Annotated in this window: 22 protein-coding genes; 13 read left to right on the top strand and 9 right to left on the bottom strand. The window is 37.3% G+C overall.

Going from position 1 to position 20819, the window contains the following annotated elements; translation table 11 throughout:
* Positions 1-81: 81 nt before the first annotated feature.
* Positions 82-939, top strand: coding sequence for a 3'(2'),5'-bisphosphate nucleotidase CysQ family protein (locus HMPREF0013_RS07670; protein WP_002117974.1), 858 nt, complete (start codon positions 82-84; stop codon positions 937-939).
* Positions 940-996: 57 nt separating this feature from the next.
* Positions 997-1731, top strand: coding sequence for a histidine phosphatase family protein (locus HMPREF0013_RS07665; protein ID WP_002117975.1), 735 nt, complete (start codon positions 997-999; stop codon positions 1729-1731).
* 57 nt (positions 1732-1788) lie between these two features.
* Here the strand turns inward: HMPREF0013_RS07665 and rpsT are convergent, their stop codons facing one another.
* The gene (rpsT, locus tag HMPREF0013_RS07660) at positions 1789-2055 is read right to left on the bottom strand and encodes a 30S ribosomal protein S20 (RefSeq protein WP_002117906.1); all 267 of its coding nucleotides are present in this window, start codon (positions 2053-2055) and stop codon (positions 1789-1791) included.
* A gap of 212 nt (positions 2056-2267) precedes the next feature.
* Here rpsT and HMPREF0013_RS07655 point away from each other — a divergent pair, with 212 nt between their 5' ends.
* The 8 genes from HMPREF0013_RS07655 (at position 2268) to HMPREF0013_RS07620 (ending at position 11523) form a co-directional block, all read left to right on the top strand.
* A complete protein-coding gene (locus HMPREF0013_RS07655) occupies positions 2268-2933 on the top strand; it encodes an NAD(P)H-binding protein (protein WP_005802305.1) in 666 nt (221 codons plus the stop codon).
* A 12-nt stretch (positions 2934-2945) separates the two neighbouring features.
* Positions 2946-3452 carry a ribonuclease E activity regulator RraA gene (gene rraA, locus HMPREF0013_RS07650; protein ID WP_002117938.1) on the top strand — a complete coding sequence of 169 codons (507 nt, stop codon included), beginning with the start codon at positions 2946-2948 and terminating at the stop codon, positions 3450-3452.
* Between the two features lie 21 nt (positions 3453-3473).
* On the top strand, positions 3474-4256 hold the full coding sequence (locus HMPREF0013_RS07645; RefSeq protein ID WP_078210398.1) for a glutathione S-transferase N-terminal domain-containing protein: 783 nt from the start codon (positions 3474-3476) through the stop codon (positions 4254-4256).
* Between the two features lie 141 nt (positions 4257-4397).
* Entirely contained in the window at positions 4398-5330 is a 933-nt protein-coding gene (locus HMPREF0013_RS07640) for a Dyp-type peroxidase (protein ID WP_025464091.1), read from the top strand.
* 81 nt (positions 5331-5411) lie between these two features.
* Positions 5412-5768, top strand: a complete 357-nt coding sequence (locus HMPREF0013_RS07635; RefSeq protein ID WP_002117971.1) for a hypothetical protein — start codon at positions 5412-5414, stop codon at positions 5766-5768.
* Positions 5769-5902: 134 nt separating this feature from the next.
* Entirely contained in the window at positions 5903-9364 is a 3462-nt protein-coding gene (gene mfd / locus HMPREF0013_RS07630; protein WP_002117941.1) for a transcription-repair coupling factor, read from the top strand.
* 201 nt (positions 9365-9565) lie between these two features.
* Complete coding sequence (locus tag HMPREF0013_RS07625; RefSeq protein ID WP_002117900.1) at positions 9566-10000, top strand: HIT domain-containing protein; 435 nt, start codon at positions 9566-9568, stop codon at positions 9998-10000.
* A gap of 56 nt (positions 10001-10056) precedes the next feature.
* Entirely contained in the window at positions 10057-11523 is a 1467-nt protein-coding gene (locus HMPREF0013_RS07620) for an adenylate/guanylate cyclase domain-containing protein (RefSeq protein ID WP_005802303.1), read from the top strand.
* Between the two features lie 54 nt (positions 11524-11577).
* Here the strand turns inward: HMPREF0013_RS07620 and fdx are convergent, their stop codons facing one another.
* The 8 genes from fdx to HMPREF0013_RS07580 all read right to left on the bottom strand — a co-directional run bounded on the left by fdx (position 11578) and on the right by HMPREF0013_RS07580 (position 17693).
* Positions 11578-11916, bottom strand: coding sequence for an ISC system 2Fe-2S type ferredoxin (gene fdx / locus HMPREF0013_RS07615; protein WP_002117947.1), 339 nt, complete (start codon positions 11914-11916; stop codon positions 11578-11580).
* A 17-nt stretch (positions 11917-11933) separates the two neighbouring features.
* On the bottom strand, positions 11934-13793 hold the full coding sequence (gene hscA / locus HMPREF0013_RS07610) for a Fe-S protein assembly chaperone HscA (RefSeq protein ID WP_002117967.1): 1860 nt from the start codon (positions 13791-13793) through the stop codon (positions 11934-11936).
* A 37-nt stretch (positions 13794-13830) separates the two neighbouring features.
* Positions 13831-14349 carry a Fe-S protein assembly co-chaperone HscB gene (hscB, locus tag HMPREF0013_RS07605; protein WP_002117921.1) on the bottom strand — a complete coding sequence of 173 codons (519 nt, stop codon included), beginning with the start codon at positions 14347-14349 and terminating at the stop codon, positions 13831-13833.
* Between the two features lie 90 nt (positions 14350-14439).
* Positions 14440-14760: an iron-sulfur cluster assembly protein IscA gene (iscA, locus tag HMPREF0013_RS07600; RefSeq protein WP_002117986.1), complete on the bottom strand. Its 321-nt coding sequence runs from the start codon at positions 14758-14760 to the stop codon at positions 14440-14442.
* Positions 14761-14790: 30 nt separating this feature from the next.
* The gene (gene iscU, locus HMPREF0013_RS07595) at positions 14791-15177 is read right to left on the bottom strand and encodes a Fe-S cluster assembly scaffold IscU (protein WP_002117907.1); all 387 of its coding nucleotides are present in this window, start codon (positions 15175-15177) and stop codon (positions 14791-14793) included.
* A gap of 66 nt (positions 15178-15243) precedes the next feature.
* Entirely contained in the window at positions 15244-16461 is a 1218-nt protein-coding gene (locus tag HMPREF0013_RS07590; RefSeq protein ID WP_002117998.1) for an IscS subfamily cysteine desulfurase, read from the bottom strand.
* A 1-nt stretch (position 16462) separates the two neighbouring features.
* Complete coding sequence (locus HMPREF0013_RS07585) at positions 16463-16936, bottom strand: Rrf2 family transcriptional regulator (protein ID WP_002117915.1); 474 nt, start codon at positions 16934-16936, stop codon at positions 16463-16465.
* 109 nt (positions 16937-17045) lie between these two features.
* The gene (locus tag HMPREF0013_RS07580) at positions 17046-17693 is read right to left on the bottom strand and encodes a hypothetical protein (RefSeq protein WP_002117991.1); all 648 of its coding nucleotides are present in this window, start codon (positions 17691-17693) and stop codon (positions 17046-17048) included.
* 208 nt (positions 17694-17901) lie between these two features.
* Between HMPREF0013_RS07580 and HMPREF0013_RS07575 the strand changes: the two genes are divergently transcribed.
* The 3 genes from HMPREF0013_RS07575 to HMPREF0013_RS07565 all read left to right on the top strand — a co-directional run bounded on the left by HMPREF0013_RS07575 (position 17902) and on the right by HMPREF0013_RS07565 (position 20796).
* Complete coding sequence (locus HMPREF0013_RS07575; protein ID WP_002117904.1) at positions 17902-18357, top strand: phasin family protein; 456 nt, start codon at positions 17902-17904, stop codon at positions 18355-18357.
* A gap of 169 nt (positions 18358-18526) precedes the next feature.
* Entirely contained in the window at positions 18527-18799 is a 273-nt protein-coding gene (locus HMPREF0013_RS07570; protein ID WP_001043034.1) for an HU family DNA-binding protein, read from the top strand.
* A 131-nt stretch (positions 18800-18930) separates the two neighbouring features.
* Complete coding sequence (locus HMPREF0013_RS07565) at positions 18931-20796, top strand: SurA N-terminal domain-containing protein (protein ID WP_002117996.1); 1866 nt, start codon at positions 18931-18933, stop codon at positions 20794-20796.
* The last annotated feature ends 23 nt before the right edge of the window (positions 20797-20819 follow it).

The following is a 20819-nucleotide window of genomic DNA, read 5'->3' as shown; positions in this document are numbered from 1 at the left end:
TTTAGTAAATCAAACTGTTGGCGAATATAGAATTGTTCATAATTCACCTATAATAGAAGTGAAACTATGTAGAGCATATTTATGTTTATAACAACTACACGCCCACAAGATAATTTAATTAATCAACTTCTGCCTATTCTGGAACAGGCGAGTCAGATTTTACTAGAAGAATATCAAAACTATTCTGCGGGTTATGAGTTTACTATTCATGAAAAGCAAGATGATTCACCTGTAACCCAAGCAGATTTAAAGGTAAATAGATTTTTATTAAAGCATCTTGCAGAGATTAGTCCAGAGTTGCCTGTATTGTCTGAAGAAAGTGATTATAGTGCCCGTCATGAATGGTCTACTTGTTGGATGTTAGATCCACTCGATGGAACCAAAGAATTTATACATGAACGTGATGAATTTACGATCAATCTAAGCTTGATCAACGGCAAAGAAACAGTTTTCTCAGTTATTGCCGTGCCATGTGAACAAGTTGTGTACTTAGGATATCTGCAAGATTTACCTTTTAAATATAGCTTTAGCCAACAACAATGGTATCAATATCAGGTCAATTCAACTTCGTTAGATGCCCCTATACAAATAGGACTTAGTCACGGTAGTAAAAATCCAAAATACCAAAAATTTATTCAACCTATTGAAAAAGAACATCGCATTATTCGACGAGAAGCAGGAAGTGCCTATAAGTTTTGCATGATGTTAGAAGGTGAAATAGATATTTACCCACGCTTTCATCCTACTTCTGAATGGGATACCAGTTCTGGTCAAGGTCTCTTAGAAAGTATAGGCGGTGGTTTACTTACTCTGGATGGAAAACCTTTTGAATATAACCAAAGAAACACGGTTTTAAATAAGGGCTTTATCGCTTTTCGTGATCAGGAAAGCAAAAAAATAGCATTTGAAGCATTAGCCCAATCAGGTGTTATCGATTGAGAGTTATGCCAGACATGTTATAGTGACAAAGTATTGAAAAAAGATGACAAGATAAAGATGGCACTCGATTTATTGCCTAAAAGTATGTTTGAAGCAATTGATTTATTGCCCGATGCTTCAACTCCTGTAACCTTATTTACGCGCCATTCTTTAAGAGAACTTGTAGATGGGCAGGGCTTGGCTGGTTATGATCTCCAACTTACTCCTCAAGGACGTGAGCTTGCGCAGGCATGGGGTAATTACTTAATCAAAAATACAGATCGTGTTATTCAGCATTGTATTTCAAGTCCAATACAACGCTGTGTTGATACGGCGGCACTCATGATTGAAGGGGCTGACGATGTAAGTCCCCAATCAAATACTCATACGATTGAAATTATTGAGCAAGGGCTACTTGTTGAACCGGGTAGCTTTGTGTTGGATATACAACAAGCTGCTCCTTATTTTAAAAAGCAGGGTGCTTTAGGTTTTATTAATAGTTTTGTAAATAATGCATTACCTGGTATGAAACATCCCATTACAGGTGTTTTAGATGTACTAGAGCTTATTTACCGGACTCATCCAAAAACTAAAGGCGGTCTTAGTTTAGCCGTGAGTCATGACACGATTATTGCAGCAATTGTTGCTGTAATTTCTGGCGAGAATAAAATTAAGAAAGAAGACTGGCCGGAAATGATGGAAGGATTATTTGTATGGTTTGAAGGTGAAGAGTTTCCAAATTGTAAATTAAAGTGGATTTGGAGAGGAAAGGCCTATGAGCTGAATGTAGCTAAATTTCATAAAGTGCTATAAGCTCAAAAACAATAGATAATAAAAAAAGCCCTATTGGGCTTTTTTTACATGTTCAAATTAGTTAGCTAACGCTTTAACTTGAGCATTTAAACGGCTCTTATGACGAGCAGCTTTATTTTTGTGGATGATGCCTTTATCAGCCATGCGGTCGATTACAGGAACAGCTTTTTTGTAAGCTTCTGTAGCAACAGCATAATCACCACCAGCGATTGCACTTAAAGTACGTTTGATGTAGGTACGAACCATAGAACGCAAGCTTGCGTTGTGTTTACGCGCTGTAACGTTTTGACGCGCACGTTTTTTAGCTTGAGCAGAGTTTGCCACTCTTGCACTCCTTGAAAATAAGTTGGTCTGGGCGGGCTGTGGTCAATTCAGTAAACTGGTGTAACCATCACCAGCCCGTAAACAAGTGCCATATTGTGATGAATCAACACCGTGAAGTCAAGCCTTGCGAGCATTTTAAGCGGTTTTAGGGGCTGCTAAAACGGTAAGAAAAGGTTAAATTTGATACAAACTTGAAGAGGGTTGGATAAAAAATGACTATAAGTACTAAAAAAGCAATTGTGATAGGTGCTACGGGACTTGTGGGTTTAGCGCTTGTCGAACAGCTTGAGCAAACACCAGAATTTGAAGCGATTACTGTTGTGGTAAGAAAAGAATCACAACTACTTAATACATATAAAAAAGTTACTCAACTCGTTATAGAGGATTTTTTATTACTCAATGATGAAGATGTGAATGGCCATACCCATGCATTTAGCTGTCTTGGAACAACATTAAAAGTGGCAGGCTCAAAACAGGCTTTTTACGCTGTGGATTATGAAATCAATGCTCATTTAGCAGATCTAGTGCAAGATAAGCACATTCATCTATTGCTAGTGAGTGCCCTTGGAGCAAATGCAAACTCTCCAATTTTCTATAATAAAGTGAAAGGACAGTTAGAGGATTATATTGAGAGCTTAGAACTCGAAAAACTATCTATTTTTAGACCGTCTTTACTGATTGGTAAACGCAGCGATGTACGGTTTATTGAAGACTTAGGGCAGAGTCTATTTAAACTTATTGAGAATAAATTTCAAAAGCCATTCAAATATAAGCCAGTAACTGCGGAGCAATTGGCTCATACGATGGTCGTAGCGGCGCTAACGCAAATTGAAGCCTTTAAACGATATGATAATCTGAGCATACAACAAACTCGATAAGGGAGTATTAAAGTGTCGACAGTACCATTTGTAACATGTGATTTATTAGATGATAACCCTGAAAAAGACTTACAGGTTGTAATCCCATCAATGGATGGCAAGTTCTTTCAAAGTTATGGAGCACGTAAAACTTTTGGGGGACAGGTTGTAACAGTAAAGTGCTTTGAAGATAACTCACGTGTAAAAGAGTTATTGGCAACAGATGGTACAGGTAAAGTATTAGTTGTGGATGGAGGTGCATCTATGCGCTGTGCACTCATGGGTGATTTGATTGCTGAGTCAGCAGTTAAAAACAACTGGAATGGTGTAGTGATTTACGGTTGTGTACGAGACGTTGATGCACTTGCGACCTTAGATTTGGGAGTACATGCATTGGCTGCAATTCCACAAAAAAGTAATCGTAAGGGCATTGGTGAGGTAGATATTAATTTGTATTTTGGTGGAGTCACAATTCAATCTGGTGATTTTATCTATGCTGATAATAATGGGATTGTGATAGCAAAAGAAAAATTAGTCTAATTCTCTAATATAAAGGAAGGCATGATGGTGATTCATCAAATTAAAGTACTTCAAGCAGTTGTATCTGCAATTGCTGAAGGTGGTAGAGGTGTTTCAGGAACAGCATTTCCACAACAACCTGTAAAGGCTTTGAAATTATATGAATTTGAAGGTTCACCATTTTGCCGTCGTGTTCGTGAAGTGATTACACTTTTGAATCTGGACGTTGAAATTTATCCATGTCCTAAAGGTGGAACAAAGTATCGTTCAGTTGTAAAAGAAAAAGGCGGTAAATTACAGTTTCCATTTTTAATTGATGAAAATACTGGCGATCAGCTATATGAATCACAGGATATTATTCATCATTTATTTAAACATTATGGTAAGACAGGGAAAACACCGCAGAAATTTTCGAGTTACCCAAACATGCCTTATGTTGCAGTTGCAGGAACTATATTAAATGGAGCTCGTGGAATATGGATAAATAAAAAAATTGTTGATAGAGCTGCACCTGAACAAAAACTTGAGTTATGGAGTTTTGAAGCAAGTCCGTATTCACGAATTGTAAGAAGTCTACTCTCTGAACTTGAGCTACCATATATTTTGCATAATGTGGCTAAAGAGAGATGGCAAGATATGGGACCTGCTATTCTTCGCTTAAAACCTGGTAAATACATACCTTTAGAAGGCGGAAAAAGAGAAAAGCTGTTGCCGATTATGCAAGGTAAAATGCAAGTACCATACTTGGTAGACCCAAATACGGGAGTGAAGATGTTTGAGTCGGCTCAAATCGTAAAGTATTTAAAAAAGCAATATGGACGTTGATTAAGCTTAATCTGAGTAAGAGTTTAGGCGTTTTCTTAAACTCTTATCAACATCAGATTTCTTAACAGGTTGTTTGAAAAAAATATGAGTATGCTAAATTAATAAGCTTAAATACCTAAAAAGGCATATTTTATGGAATGTATGAGAATTCAACCTGTAACGAGTGCTCCTGGTGAAAATGCATTATTTATTGTATTGGGACTAGCTCAAGGTGATTCTGTAATAGAAAAAGTAAAAGATTTTGCTGCTAATTTTTCAGCACTAACCAGAAGTCTCTTTAATCGTTATCCAGATAGTAAATTTAATGCTACTTTAGGTTTTAGCTCTAATGCATGGGATATCTTATTTCCAGAGCAATCCAAGCCTCAAGAGTTAGAGCCATTTCAAGAAATTAGAGGTCCGAAATACACGGCTGTCTCAACTCCAGGTGATTTATTTTTCCATATACGTGCTGATCGTCAGACTTTATGTTACGAGCTGGGCAATATAATTAATCAACAGCTTGGTAAAGTAACGTATCCAATTGATGAGGTTCATGGTTTTCGTTATTTTGATGGTCGTGCAATTATTGGCTTTGTGGATGGAACTGAGAACCCTGAACCTGTTATTGCAGCGCAGTGGGCATTAGTAGGCGATGAAGACCCTGACTTTACCGGGGGAAGTTATGCTTTTATCCAAAAATATACACATGATATGGACAAATGGCGTTCATTAACTGACGAAGAACAAGAAAAAGTGATTGGCCGTAAAAAGTTCAATGATGTTGAGCTCGGCGATGATGAAAAACCTTTAACTGCTCATAATGTCGTTAGTAAAGCTCATGACGCAGAAGGCAATGAGCTTAAAATTATGCGAGCTAATATGCCCTTTTCAAATCCTTCTAGAAATGAATATGGTACATTCTTTATTGGCTACTCGCGTAAATTTAGTACAACCCGACAAATGCTTGAGAACATGTTTTTAGGCAATGAGCATGGTAACCTAGATCGGTTACTTGACTTTAGTACTGCTCAAACAGGTACTTTATTTTTTGTACCAACTGTAGATTTTCTTGATGATTTAGGCGATGAATAGTCGTTAGTTTAGAAGACTTAAATGATGGGAGTGACTAGATTACTTGCATTATTTAAATTGAAATAAATATGATGTGATGAAATGTTTAAAAAGATAACGCAGCTTTTTCAAGGCTCAAAAGAAGCACCAGAACAACTTTACTTGCAAGAGAATCAATTGAAATTTGATTCTGAACGTGGGCCTATCATTAATGATGTAGCGATTAATCAGAAGTGGTCAGAGCATCTTGAATATTTCTCAAACCGTAAATTACAGAATTTTGATAATCTTCAAAAGTTATTTCAAATTACGCCACAAATTAATGAAAAGATTGATTTAGAAATCGCAACACAGCGCTATGTTGCAAGATTGGAAAATACTCAAGAAAAGCTACTTCAACTCAAAGCGATTATACAAATTTTAAATCAATATTACGTTTTGTTTTTGCGTGATAAATAATCATAGTTAATTGATTAAAAAATATAAAAAGTAGGGCCAACTAGTAGTTTGATTTTCAAAAAAATAACTCATTTCACTAAAAACATCATGCTACTATTGAGCTCATATCTTTTTAGCTGATAAAAGCCATATACATGTTTCAACAAGAAATCTCTCAATTGAATTTACAACAGCTCAAAGCCGGTGAAAAGCGTTGGGTAGGGTCGTTATTAGGTTCGTCTGCTGCATTATTATTCAAAGAAATTGCCGTTCAGCATTCATCTTTGCTCGTTGTAGTAGCTCGAAATAACCAACATGTTGCTCAGTTAGAAAGTGAACTTGAATTTTATGGCATAAAACCGACAATTTTCCCTGATTGGGAAATTTTGCCGTATGACCGCTTGTCACCTCATCAAGATATTGTTTCAGAACGACTCGCGATTTTATCCAATATGCCGCAAAAAGGTGTATTGCTCATTTCAGCAAGCACTTTAGCTCAAAGAGTTGCACCATATTCTTGGGTTTTAGGTGAGCATTTTGATATACGTGTGGGGCAAAAATTTGATTTAGAACAACAGAAGCTACGTTTAGTACAAGCTGGGTATCATTTAGTAGATACAGTTTACGACCATGGTGAGTTTGCTGTACGTGGCAGCATTATGGATATTTTTGCATCTGGTCAGGATGCACCTATCCGTATTGACCTTTTTGATGATGAAATTGATACTTTAAAATTCTTTGATCCAGAAACGCAAAGAACAACAACTACTTTAAAAAGTTTTACCGTCTTACCAGCAAAAGAGTTCCCATTAAAAGAAGCTCGTTCAATTTTTAGAGACCGTTATTCTGAACTTTTTCCGACTGCAAATCCTAAGAAAAACCCAATTTACCAAGATGTTCTTGATGGAATTGCATCTCCGGGAATTGAGTTTTATTTACCGTTATTTTTTGATAAAACTTACATGCAATCTCAAAGTACACTCACAACGTACTTTCCAAAGAATTGCATTGTAATTACAAATAATGATATTGATACTGATTTAACCAGTTTTTGGAAAGAAGTTTTCCGTCGCTATGAAGATAGACGTCATAACGCAGACCAGCCAATTCTCCCACCTGATGAGTTATTTATTGCACCAAATAACTTACTAAGTGCTTTAAATCAGTTCCCACGTATGCTTGTGAGTGCTGAAGCAGTTGAAGAAAAAGTTGGGGCTCTAAATCTTAAGGTTGAGCAACCACCTAAGTTGCCAGTTGATCCGAAAAAAGACAAACCATTTGCCGTAGTTAAAAAATATATTGATGAAGCAAATCATCCTGTTTTATTGGTTGCAGAAAGTGCTGGTCGACGAGAAAGTTTAAGAGATGGTTTGCGTGCCAGTCTGGGAGATATTCCTAGTGTAGATAGTTTTGAGCAATTCCAGAAAAGTCAGTTTGCGATTGCGATTACGAATGCGCCATTAGACCGTGGTTTGCTTTTAACTGATGAATTGTCTGTTATTTCAGAAAATCAGTTATATGAGCATCGGGTAGTCCAACGTCGTCGTAAACGTCAGCAAGAAGTTTCAGAAGAATTCCTAATTCGTAGTTTGACCGAATTAAGCATAGGTGCTCCTGTTGTTCATATTGACCATGGTGTAGGGCGTTACGCTGGATTAATTACTTTGGCAATTGAAGGGCAAGACTATGAGTTCTTGCAACTAGACTATGCTGAAGAGGCAAAAGTTTACGTGCCTGTGACTAACTTGCATCTCATTAGCCGCTATAGTGGCGGAGATCCAGATTTAGCACCATTACACAAAATTGGAACTGACGCGTGGAGTAAGGCTAAACGTAAAGCTTTAGAACAAATTCATGATGTTGCAGCAGAGTTGCTACATATACAGGCACGTCGTCAGTCAAAACCTGGTTTTGGCTTTGAAGTCGATCAGTCGCTTTATATGCAATTTGCAAGCGGATTTGCGTATGAAGAAACACTTGATCAAGCCAATGCTATTGAAGCGACGCTTTATGATATGCAACAAGCTAAACCGATGGATCGACTTGTTTGTGGGGACGTTGGTTTTGGTAAAACAGAAGTTGCAATGCGAGCAGCATTTGTTGCGGTGCAAAATGGTAAGCAGGTCGCTGTATTAGTACCGACGACATTACTTGCTCAACAGCATTATGAATCTTTTAAAGACCGCTTTGCCGACTGGCCTGTTCGTATTGAAGTATTATCACGCTTTGGTTCAAATAAAACGCATACGAAAAATATTGAAGATCTTGCTGAGGGCAAAGTCGATATTGTGGTGGGTACCCATAAACTTTTACAAGAAAATGTACAGTTTAAAGATCTAGGGTTAATGGTAGTCGACGAAGAACATCGTTTTGGTGTGCGTGATAAAGAGCGTATTAAAGCATTACGCGCAGATGTTGATATGTTAACACTTACAGCTACACCAATTCCACGAACTTTAAATATGGCTTTTTCGGGAATGCGTGATTTATCTATCATTGCTACACCGCCAGCCCGTCGTTTAGCTGTTAAAACCTTTGTACAAGAACATACCGAAGCGTCTATTAAAGAAGCGATCTTGCGTGAGTTACTACGTGGTGGCCAAGTATATTTCTTGCACAATGAAGTTGATACGATTGAGAGAGCAGCTGAAAATATTCGCGTGCTTGTTCCTGAAGCTCGTGTAGCAGTGGCTCATGGGCAAATGAGGGAAAGAGAACTTGAGCAAGTCATGCAACAGTTCTATCACAAAGAATACAATGTATTGGTATGTTCAACAATTATCGAAACTGGAATTGATGTTCCAAATGCCAACACTATTTTGATAGAAAGGGCTGACAAACTTGGTTTAGCTCAACTACACCAATTACGTGGCCGTGTGGGGCGTTCACATCACCAAGCTTATGCTTATTTATTAGTTCCTTCGATAAAGCATCTAAAAGGTGATGCTGAAAAACGCCTTGATGCAATCCAACGTGCTTCAACTCTTGGTGCTGGTTTCATGCTGGCTACAGAAGATTTAGAAATTCGAGGCGCAGGTGAGCTTTTAGGTGAGCAGCAAAGTGGTTCAATGCAAGCAATTGGTTATAGTTTGTATATGGAAATGCTGGAAAAAGCTACTAAAGCGATTCAGCAAGGGAAAACGCCGAATTTTGATGCACCTTTATCATTAACTGCAGAAATTAATTTACATATTCCTGCACTGATTCCAGATGAGTACCTAGGTGACGTGCATCAGCGTTTATTATTCTATAAGCGTATTAGTAATACAGATACCCAAGAAAAGCTCGACAATATTCGTATGGAGCTTATTGACCGTTTTGGAGTTCCCCCGCAATCGGTGAAACACTTATTTAGTGTTCACCAAATTCGATTGAAAGCTGAACAGCTAGGTATTACTAAAATCGATATTAATACTCAAGGCGGCAATATTGAATTCTCGCCTGATACACCTGTTCAAGCCATTACTATTATTCAACTCATGCAAAAGCATCCAACCTATTATCGTATGGAAGGTGGTCAACGTTTAAAAGTTATGGTTCAGCTTGAAGAACAGGAAAAACGAGTCCAATTTATTAATGATTTGTTAGCGAAATTATTGAATGAATTACATGCTTAAATAGTGTTTTAAAGTGATTTTCATTCTATACAAATCCTTTATATGTTGATAACAAAATTTTATGCACGATTTCTCGGTCTATTGGGGGAATAAGTGCATAAAATCATTGTTATTTGTAATCAAACCAGACACTAGCAATACTCACATTAAAACTGATGTGATAGTATTAGCCATTATTGTTTATTGTCATTTATAAAAGATATGTTTAGTTTGCATCCACAACTTGCTCAAGATACTTTTTTTGTAGGCGATTTTCCGCTTTCAACATGTCGTTTAATGAATGATATGCAATTCCCTTGGCTGATTTTAATCCCTCGTGTGCCGGGAATCACAGAATTATATGAGTTGAGCCAAGCTGACCAAGAACAGTTTTTACGTGAATCAAGTTGGTTATCTAGCCAGCTATCTCGTGTATTCCGTGCTGATAAAATGAATGTTGCAGCTTTGGGGAATATGGTGCCTCAATTGCATTTCCATCATGTTGTACGTTATCAGAATGACGTTGCATGGCCTAAACCAGTATGGGGTACACCTGCGGTTCCTTATACAAATGATGTGCTGGCTCATATGCGTCAAACTCTTATGCTTGCGTTACGTGGTCAAGGTGATATGCCATTTGATTGGCGCATGGACTAAATCAATGCAATGCCACATTTATATGAATGTGGCTACATTGAGGTGTGGAGGATAGGGTGCAATTAGAGAGGTTTATCGATAGAGAGCCTAAACAGTTTGCATATTTTCATCGCTTGATGGGATATTCAATTCTGTCATTAATTTTAGTGATCTATGCTTTTACCTCACCTAATACAAATTATCAGATCTATGTTCCACCTTTTTTCCTATTTCTGCTTTTTATTAGTTCGAAGTTAGAACATTGGCTTCAGTACCAATTCGATAAAAAAACTCAAAAAAGTGTTTTCTTTGCAATCGATGCAATTGTTGTAGCAGTTACATTGGCTGGTTTGCATCTTAATTTGGTGCCTACATTTATTGCAATTTTTGCATTATTTTATTCAGCAATTAATAGTCGTATTTCTTTCGCAGTCATTTGTTTGACCAGTTTGTTAGGCGCGATTATTTTTTATTTAAGTACTTTCTTTTTATTTGGTTTTTATACATATTTTGAGCCTACTAGCCAAGAGTTGACTGTAATTACACTTCTTGGTTTGGTTATGTTTATTACCATCGGAAACTACTACCAGCATCGCTGGGTTAAAAAAATCAGTCAGCAGCGTCAACATTACTATGACCAAATGACCCGCTATATTGCTTTTGCTAATCAGTTAAGCCGTTATGCGCCACTACAGTTGTGGCAGTCTATTATGCGCGGTGAGGCTGAAGCAAAGATTGAATATAAGCGTAAAAAAATGACAGTGTTTTTTTCTGATATTCAGGGTTTTACAGAGTTATCAGAAACTTTGATTCCAGATGATTTGGCATTTTTGCTTAATGATTATTTAAGCCATATGACTGAAATTGCTAAACAGTATGAGGCTACTGTCGATAAATTTATGGGGGATGCCATTCTCATATTTTTTGGTGATCCGAATTCACAAGGTGTGGAGCAAGATGCTAAAGCCTGTGTAGAAATGGCAATCGCTATGCGTCAGCAAATGAAATTGTTGCGCGAGCGCTGGAAAAAAATGGGTTACTCAGCATTGCATATCCGAATGGGCATTAGTACTGGTTATTGCCACGTAGGAAATTATGGGGCAACACATCGTATGGCTTATACGATTGTAGGTCGTGATGTGAATTTAGCGGCTCGTTTGCAATATGCTGCTGAAATAGATGAAATCTTAATTTCAGACGATACTTATCAATTAATTAAAAGTGATTTCTTGTGCGCTCCTAAAACACCGATTTATCTAAAAGGTATTCAAGGTGCGGTAAAGACATGGCAAGTGATGGAGAAATATACAGGCAATAAATCGGATCATCAGCAATGGTTCGATTATGAGTATAAAGGCTTTCACTTGGTACTTAATTTGGAAGAAGTACAAAACTATGAATATCCTGAATTAGTAGAAGTGCTTGAGAAAATGATTCAACGAATTAAAGTTCAACAAAATTTAGTGAATACTCAAGGTATAGCGCAGCTAAGACTTGAAGATGAAGTTAAACCTTTAGAAATAGACCAGCAAGATCAGGTTTAGAGTTTATAAAATATAAAAAAAGCTGCTTTAAAAGCAGCTTTTTTATTAACATGATTAATGATTTTCTGAAGCATGGTTAATTGTATATTTAGGAATCTCAATTTCTAAATCTTCATCCACAACTTTTACTTGGCATGAAAGGCGAGAATCCGGTTCAAGACCCCAAGCGCGATCTAAAAGATCTGCTTCAACATCATCCATTTCTTCTAAGCTATCAAAACCTTTACGAACTACTACGTGACAAGTAGTGCAAGCACATGACATGTCACATGCGTGTTCGATTTTAATTCCTCGATCAAGCAAACTTTGGCAAAGATTTGCATTTTGTTCAACTTCAAATTCTGCACCTTCAGGACAAAATTGAGCGTGAGGAAGTACTTTAATGCGGGGCATATTGATCACCTATACCTTTAGTTTGAATTTGACCAATCTTCAAGTTTTGTACCTTTTAAGGCGTGGTCAATATGTCGATTCATACGTAGTGCAGCAAAAGCATCACTATGTACTTTAAGTTGTTCTACAGATTTTTCAATCGCTTGAATATCATTGCCATCAAGTTGTACTTTAAGCATATTTTCAGCGGTTTTAAGTGCTTCGAGCTGCTCAGCATTGAGTAAATCAGCATCAACTTTCAAAGCTTGTTCTAATGCTTCAAGCTCACGTTGAGCTTCAACCTTGGTTTCTTTTAAATGACGCAGATTTTTGTCTTCTTCTGCATGTTGGAAACCTTCAATTAACAAGCGTTCAGTGTCAGACTCTGATAAACCATAAGATGGTTTAATATCAATTTGAGCTTGTACACCTGAAGTTGTTTCACGAGCTGAAACAGTAAGCAAGCCGTCTGCATCTACCTGAAAGGTAACTTCAATACGTGCTTGACCAGCAGTCATTGGGGGAATGCCATGAAGAACGAATCTTCCTAACGATCGACAGTGTTCGACTAAATCTCTTTCACCTTGAACTACATGAATAAGCATGGCAGTTTGGCCATCTTGATAAGTAGTAAACTCTTGGCGGCGAGCAACTGGAATAGCTGTATTACGAGAAATAAGACGCTCTACTAATCCACCCATGGTTTCTAAGCCAAGAGAAAGAGGAGTAACATCTAAAAGTAGTGAGCCGTCTTGGCTGTTTCCAATTAATTGATTGGCTGTAATAGAAGCACCAATCGCTACAACTTCATCAGGATTAATTGTGCAAAGTGGTTCTTGGTTAAATACATTGCGAACTGCTTGCTGAACAGCATACGAACGGGTAGAACCACCTACTAAAACAACATTTTGAATATCTGATAATTCAAGTTTTGCATCACGTAAAACGCGTTTGCAAACACTAATTGTTTTGTCTAAAGCAACTTGAATAATGCTCTCAAAGGTTGAACGATCAAGTGTTAGTACATTTTCAAGTAGTTTTAACTGAACGGATTCTTGTGTAGAGAGCTGTTCTTTTGCTTGGCGAGCAGCAACAATAAATACTGCATAGTTTTCATCACTTAGCGTATCAATATTTAATTGTTTTTTAGCCCACTTAACAATGAGACGATCTAAATCATCACCACCTAAAGCAGTATGACCACCTGTAGCTAATACCTCAAAGACACCTTGTGAAAAACGTAGGATTGATACGTCGAAAGTACCACCACCTAGGTCATAAATCACATAGTTATGATCTGTAGCTAAATTCGTTTCTTGATCTAAACCATAAGCCACAGCAGCAGCAGTTGGCTCATTTAAAAGACGTAGTACATTCAACCCAGCCAGCTGTGCAGCATCGCGTGTTGCTTGACGTTGTGCTTCATCAAAATAAGCTGGAACAGTAATTACGGCTCCATTTACTGGGTTTTGTAAACTAGATTCAGCACGTTCTTTTAGTTGTTTTAAAATTTCAGCTGAAATTTCAACAGGCGTTTTACGACCAGAACGTGTCTCGAAAGCTGGCATCTCATTTTCAGAACCCACTAATTCATATGGGTGTTGAAATTTGATATCTGCTTTTGAGCGTCCCATAAAACGCTTTACAGAAACAATTGTATTTTTTGGATCAGCAATAATGAAAGGTTTTGCTTCTTCACCATAATGAGTGACATCATTTCCATAATGCACAATAGAAGGAAGAAGTCGTCTTTCTTTTTCGTCGTTAAGGACTTTTGGTTTGCCTGATAACACTGTCGCAACTAAAGAATGTGTTGTTCCTAGGTCGATACCAATCGCAATGCGGTGTTCATGTGGGGCACTGGATTGACCCGGTTCAGCAATTTGCAAAAGTGCCATGAGTTAAATCCTTTGAATATAAATTGGAAAAAGCAAATTAAAAATCATCGTCTAAATCAAAGTTGTCTTCATCATCCAACAGTTGATCTTCTGCTTTTTCAATATCGTTAAGAACGCGCTGAAAGAAACGTAATTTACGTACAGTATCTCGAGCTTCGCCCCAATCTTCATCTGAGTAGTCAATTTTAAATTCGCGAACTAAGCCATCAATCCACTGAAAAACTTCTTGCTTAAGAGTACTTAAATGCTCTTGTGAAGTTGCTTCATCAAGTTGCTCACGAAGTTCTAGAGCTGATTGTAGGAACTCAAAATCACTAATGGATTGATCAAGGTGATGATCTTGCTTTTTTAATGCTAATAGATAAGCAGCGCGGCTATCTACTTGCGAAAGTACTTTAAAAGCTTGATTAATTTCACTTGATTTGATCAATGCCTGATCTTTATCTTCTGCTTTATCTGGGTGATATTGCTGTTGCAAACTTAAGAAACTAGATTTTAAGCTCGCCAAATCGATATCGAGTTCTACGGGTAAATTGAACAACTCAAAATGATTCATTAGAAAGGAGGTCCACGTTAATTAAATACATTAAAACAGTGCTATAAAAAGTCACTGTTTTAATGAAAAGGATGGAAGGAGAAGAGGGAGTTATACAGTGAAAGACTCACCGCAACCACATTCACCTTTTTTATTGGGATTGTTAAATTCGAACCCTTCGTTAAGGCCATTCTTTACGTAGTCCATTTCTAAGCCTTCTAAATAGACAAGACTTTTTGGATCTACAAAAACCTTAACGCCAAATTGTTCGAAAACTTGGTCATGTTCATCGACAGAATCAACAAATTCGAGAACATAAGCCAACCCAGAACAACCAGAAGTTTTCACACCCACGCGAATGCCTTCACCCTTACCTCGATTTTTAAGGTAATTGCTAATATGAGTCGCAGCATTTTCAGTTAAATGAATCATGAAAACTCCAACGTTTACAATGGTAACAAATTAAGCTTTAGATTTTTTACTGCGGTAATCATCAATCGCAGCTTTAATTGCATCTTCAGCTAGTACAGAGCAGTGAACTTTTACTGGAGGAAGAGCAAGCTCAGTTGCGATATCAATATTTTTGATCGCTTGAGCTTCATCAAGAGTCTTACCTTTTAACCATTCAGTTACAAGTGAGCTTGATGCAATTGCAGAACCACAGCCATAAGTTTTGAAGCGTGCTTCTTCAATCACACCACTATCATTTACCTGAATTTGCAAACGCATCACGTCACCACATGCAGGTGCACCCACCATGCCTGTACCAACATTTTCAGAGTTTTTATCTAAAACACCAACATTACGTGGGTTTTCGTAATGATCAATTACCTTTTCGCTATAAGCCATTTCGCTTCTCCAAACCTCGGGGTCAGCCTAATATTAATATGAGGGGTAAAACACTAATTTCAATAATTAGTGTTCTGCCCATTCAACTGTAGAAAGATCGATACCTTCTTTGTACATATCCCAAAGCGGAGAAAGTTCACGTAATTTCTCAACAGCGGCTTTGGTAATTGTAAGCACGTGGTCAATGTCTTCTTCAGTTGTGTATTTACCAAAACTAAAGCGGATTGAGCTGTGTGCTAGCTCATCAGATAAACCTAATGCGCGAAGAACATATGAAGGCTCTAAAGTTGCAGAAGTACAAGCAGAACCACTTGATACAGCAGCATCTTTAAGCGACATCATTAAAGATTCACCTTCAACAAAGTTGAAGCTAACGTTTAAATAGTTTGCAACGTTTTGAGTTGGGTGACCATTTAAGAACACTTGTTCAAGGTCTTGTAAACCGTTCCAAAGTTTGTCACGAAGTTTACGGAGACGCTCTTGTTCTGCATGCATTGTTTTGCCTGCAATTTCAAAAGCTTCACCCATACCAACGATTTGGTGAGTAGCCAAAGTACCAGAACGCATACCACGCTCATGACCACCACCATGAATTTGTGCTTTTAGACGAACACGCGGGCTACGACGTACATATAATGCGCCGATACCTTTTGGACCATAAATTTTATGAGCAGAGAAACTCATAAGGTCAATTTTCATCGTAGATAAGTCGATATCAACTTTACCAGCTGCTTGTGCTGCATCTACGTGGAAAAATGTTTTGTTGGCACGTGTTAATTCACCAATCGCCGCTACATCTGTGACTGTACCAATTTCATTGTTTACCATCATAAGAGAAACAAGAATAGTATCTGGGCGAAGGGCAGCCTTAACCATTTCAGGAGTGATTAAACCTGTTTGTGGTTCTGGCTCTAAATAAGTAATTTCAAAGCCTTGTTCTTCTAATTCACGACAAGGATCTAGAACAGCTTTGTGTTCAATTTTACTTGTAATGATATGTTTGCCTTTAGATGCATAGAATTGAGCTACACCTTTAAGGGCAAGGTTATCTGATTCAGTTGCACCAGAAGTCCAAACGATTTCACGTGGATCAGCTTTAATTAAATTTGCTACTTGCTCACGTGCATATTCAACTTTTTCTTCTGCCTGCCAGCCATAAGCGTGGGAACGAGACGCAGCATTACCAAAGGTACCGTCGAAAGTTAAACACTCCATCATACGTTCTGCAACTTGCGGATCTACTGGAGTGGTTGCTGCGTAATCAAGATAAATTGGACGTTTCATATCAAATACCTGTACCCGATAAAAGAGCTGAATCTGTGCCAGTCACATTTTGGCGTAATGCAACAGTTTGAACGTTGTCTCGGCTAATGAGGTCGGCAAGAGAGATTTTTGCTAAATAGTCGGCAATATGATGAGAGAGTTCTTGCCATAAATCATGAGTGAGACACATTGCACCATTTTGGCAGTTACCTTTATGGTCACAACGTGTTGCATCAACCGTTTCATTTACAGCTTCAATAATTTCTAACACAGTAATTTCATCAGCATTTCGAGCCAAATGGTAACCACCATTTGCACCACGAACACTAGAAACTAACCCATGACGCTTAAGTTTTGCGAATAACTGTTCTAAATAAGCAACTGAAATGGATTGGCGTGCGGCAATTTCGGCGAGCGTGATCGTTTGTTCAGTTGGCTGCAAAGCTAAATCAAGTAGAGCAGTCACTGCGTAGCGACCGCGAGTTGTAAGGCGCATGATTCGATACACATGTTAAGACTAGATAATAGGATTTTATGAATCCCGACTAAAATAGTCAAGTTTTTTTATTTTTAATTCAAGTGTAGGAACAAAATAGAAAAATAAATTAGGCAACCCACAAATTATATATGAAATAAACAATAAATATTAGGCTAATTATACCAAAGGAGAGGTTAATATTTCGTTGACGTCGTTGTAAGCGAGTAATTCGATTTTGATACTGTTTAATTTCCACGTGAAGGGAGTTGATCTCTGATCTTTGTTGATCAATTTTCTCAAGTAATGGAGCAATCCGTTTACGTGAAGCAAGTGTTTCAGCTTCATCATCTGGAGTGTTAAACCACTGTTTCCAGTCAACTAGCAATTTTGGTAGAGTTAAATGAGAAATTAAATCTAGAAGTTCCTTTTTCGTTTCCTCATCACCATCAATACGCATATTTTTAAGACTGCGTTGGTTAGAAAAACCAAAAATTTTAATTAAATCGATAAGCGTACTATTGATCTCAAGATCAATACGTCTATCAAAAGAGTGAATATCGAATAACAAACCTTTTTCTGTAAATTGAACATAGAAGTCAAAGAAAGGTAAATAGCTATTAATACGAATCGTTGTTTTGTTCAAAATAAACTTTTTCGCTTGCAAGCGAAGGGCACCATCGTGGGTGAGAATAAATGAAAAAAAAGTTTCTAAAATAATTAGAACAATATTCAGCAACAGACGCGGATGTTTTTGTCTTTGTTGCGTTTCACTCATAAAAGTTTATCCTTAGAAATAGCAATTAACCGAAGAATGGGACATCCTATCCCAAACTTAACACAATGTCGTGTTAAATATATTTACATGACTTATTTGCTTTGTAGAACAGTTTTGTAAATGGATCAAGTCTTTACTTTGATATTATAGAAATATTTTGTGGTCAAATCAGTCATCATTTCTCTCATCTGATTAGGAGTTTAGATTAATGGATAATGCAAATACAGATACCCAGATAGAAGAGTCGGAAGAAAAAAATAAATTAAAATCAAAAAGTTCAAGAAAATCAGCTTTAGATTTTAGGAAGTATACTAAGCAAATTTGGCTAGCAGGACTTGGTGCTTTTTCACGTGCGGAAGAAGAGGGAAATAAGCTCTTTGATTCTTTGGTTAAAGTGGGTGAGGAGCTAGAATCAAAAACTGGAGACTTGGCAGACAATACTGTTGGCAAGGTCACAGAAAAAGCAAAAGAGTCTGTTTCTGAAACAAAAGACAGAGTAGAAAAGATTCTTGATACGAGTGTTAATCACTCTTTAAACCGTATTGGGTTGGTGACGCCGAAAGATTTGCAACACATCGAACAGCTGCTTGTACAACTGCATATTAAGGTGGATGCTTTAATAGAAGAAAATCAACATTTGAAAGAAAAATTGAATAAAAAGTAAAAAAATGTTGGGATTTAGCAAATATATAACAGTTTTTTAGCATTTATTTTTGCTAAAAGCCCTGCTCTAGTATTGCGTTTTCCCCTAAAGCATTGCTATAAAGGCGTCATGGCCTTTTAAACTATAGCCTTGGACCTTAAACAAACGATATTAAGAGGATGTTTTATTCATGAATAAATCAGAATTAATCGATGCAATTGCTGAAAAAGGGGGAGTATCTAAGACTGATGCAGGCAAGGCACTCGATGCGACAATTGCGTCAATTACTGAAGCACTTAAAAAAGGTGACACAGTAACTTTAGTTGGTTTTGGTACTTTCAGTGTTAAAGAACGTGCTGCACGCACTGGTCGTAACCCTAAAACTGGTGAAGAGCTTCAAATTAAAGCAACTAAAGTACCTAGCTTTAAAGCTGGTAAAGGTCTTAAAGATTCAGTAGCTTAATCTTTTAAGATGAATAAACGCGCCAATATAGGCGCGTTTTTTATTAAATATCTGAATTGACCAATATTGCTCATTCATTGATTGTGGTTTTTCAGTTAAAATTCTCCTCGAAATAAAATATTGGAATACTTATGGAATCGTTTCGTACAGTCATTAAGGGTTGGCTCGGCAAAGTCCTTCTAATTTTGTTTTTGACCCCTTTAGCACTTGTAGGTATTGAAGGATATTTTAATAGGGGAAACAAGGCTGATGTTGCAAAAACAGTAAACGGCCAAGAAATATCTAAAAAAGACCTTGAAACTTTAACTCAGTCTTACAAAGAACAATATTTAGCTGCTGTTAAAGGGGATGAAAGTTTACTTAATTTGCCTGTCATTCAGGCTAAGGCACTCGATATTTTGGTGTCACGTAATCTATTAATACAGCAAGCAGAAAAATTAGGTATCTCTTTGAGTGATGCTCAAATTGAGCAAATGTTAGCTCAGCAGCCTAGTTTGCAAGAGAATGGTCAATTCTCACAAAAACTCTATGAAAATTACTTACGTTCTATTGGCATGACGAGTCAGGGTTTAATAGCAAGCCTACGTCAAGATCATGCTTTGAAAATGTTAACGTCAACGTTTGCTGATTACTCTTTAGTAAGCAAAGTTGATCTAATGCAAATTGCGAATTTGCAAACTGAACAACGTACGTTACATTTAGCTAGTATTAAATTAGATGCTTACAAAACAGGTTTAACGGCATCTAATCAAGAAGCTACAGATTACTATAACAAGCATCAAAATGAATTTAAGCAACAGGCTTCAGTTGATGTTGATTATGTTGTCTTATCTCCATCAATGATGACTAAACCAGCTCCTGCAACCGAAGCTGAACTTCAGCAAGCTTATGCAAAGTTTGTTGAAACTCAGAAAAAAGATGCTAAACGAACTGTAAAGCACATTTTAATTACTACTGATGCTCGTGATGATGCCGCTGCTCAAAAACTTGCAAAAGAAGTTTATGCGAAAATTCAGGGTGGTCTTTCGTTTGCACAAGCTGCATCGCAGTTCTCTGAAGATCCTAGTTCAAAAGCAAAAGGTGGTTTAGTTGAAGCATATGCTTCAGGTGTTTTCTCGGATGCATTTGATAAAACTGTTTTAAGTTTGAAAAATGGACAAGTTTCGCAGCCAGTAAAAACACAATATGGTTATCATATTATTGAAGCAGAAACTCAAGCTAACCAAATCCCTTCATTTGAAGCTGAGAAAGCGCGTTTAACGGCTGAGGTTGAAAAGAATAAAGTTGCTACGGTTTATTCAGATGCCGTAAACAGTTTGAATGAAACAATTGTTGGTAATGATTCTTTAGAAGCTGTTGTACAAGAAGTAAAAGGTGCAAAAGTTGAATCATTGAATGGTGTAACTTTAGCAACTCAAAACCCATATTTAAGTGATCCAAGTGTCAAAATTAAGTTATTTAATGATGATGTGAAAAATGGTGACCGTAATGCATCATCTAATATTCAATTAGCAAATGGTGATACGGTATGGGTTAAAGTGCGTGATTACCACGCAGCTGGTGTAAAACCATTAGCGCAAGCGATGAATGAAGCAAAAGCCAAAGTTATCGATGCAAAAGCGCGTAAAGCAGCCCAAGCAAAAATTGCTACCATGTTGACTGAGTTTAAAACTCAACCAGCAGAACAAGTAGTTGCTAAAAATAAAGTCGCATTTGAATCAGCTGGCGTATTTAGTCGTTCACAGGGTTTAAAGCGTGAAATTGAACGTGCAGCATTTAGTTTAGCTACCCCAAAACCGGGTATGTGGTCTGTTACAACAGCAAACTTGCCAAATGAGCTGGTAGTCGTTGCAGTTTCAAATGTAAATTCATCAGCCGCTAATGCTATTCCTGCTGATCAATTACAACAGCTAAAACAACTTTATCGTCAATCTCGTGGTCAACAAATATTGGAAGATTACAGCCAATATTTAAAATCACATGCAAAAATTAAATAATAATTTGATCAAATAAAAAAAGC

It is taken from the genome of Acinetobacter sp. SH024 (assembly GCF_000163635.1).
Lineage (GTDB): Bacteria > Pseudomonadota > Gammaproteobacteria > Pseudomonadales > Moraxellaceae > Acinetobacter > Acinetobacter pittii.
The sequence above is the reverse complement of the archived record's forward strand: the minus strand, read 5'-3'. Positions and strand labels throughout refer to the sequence as shown.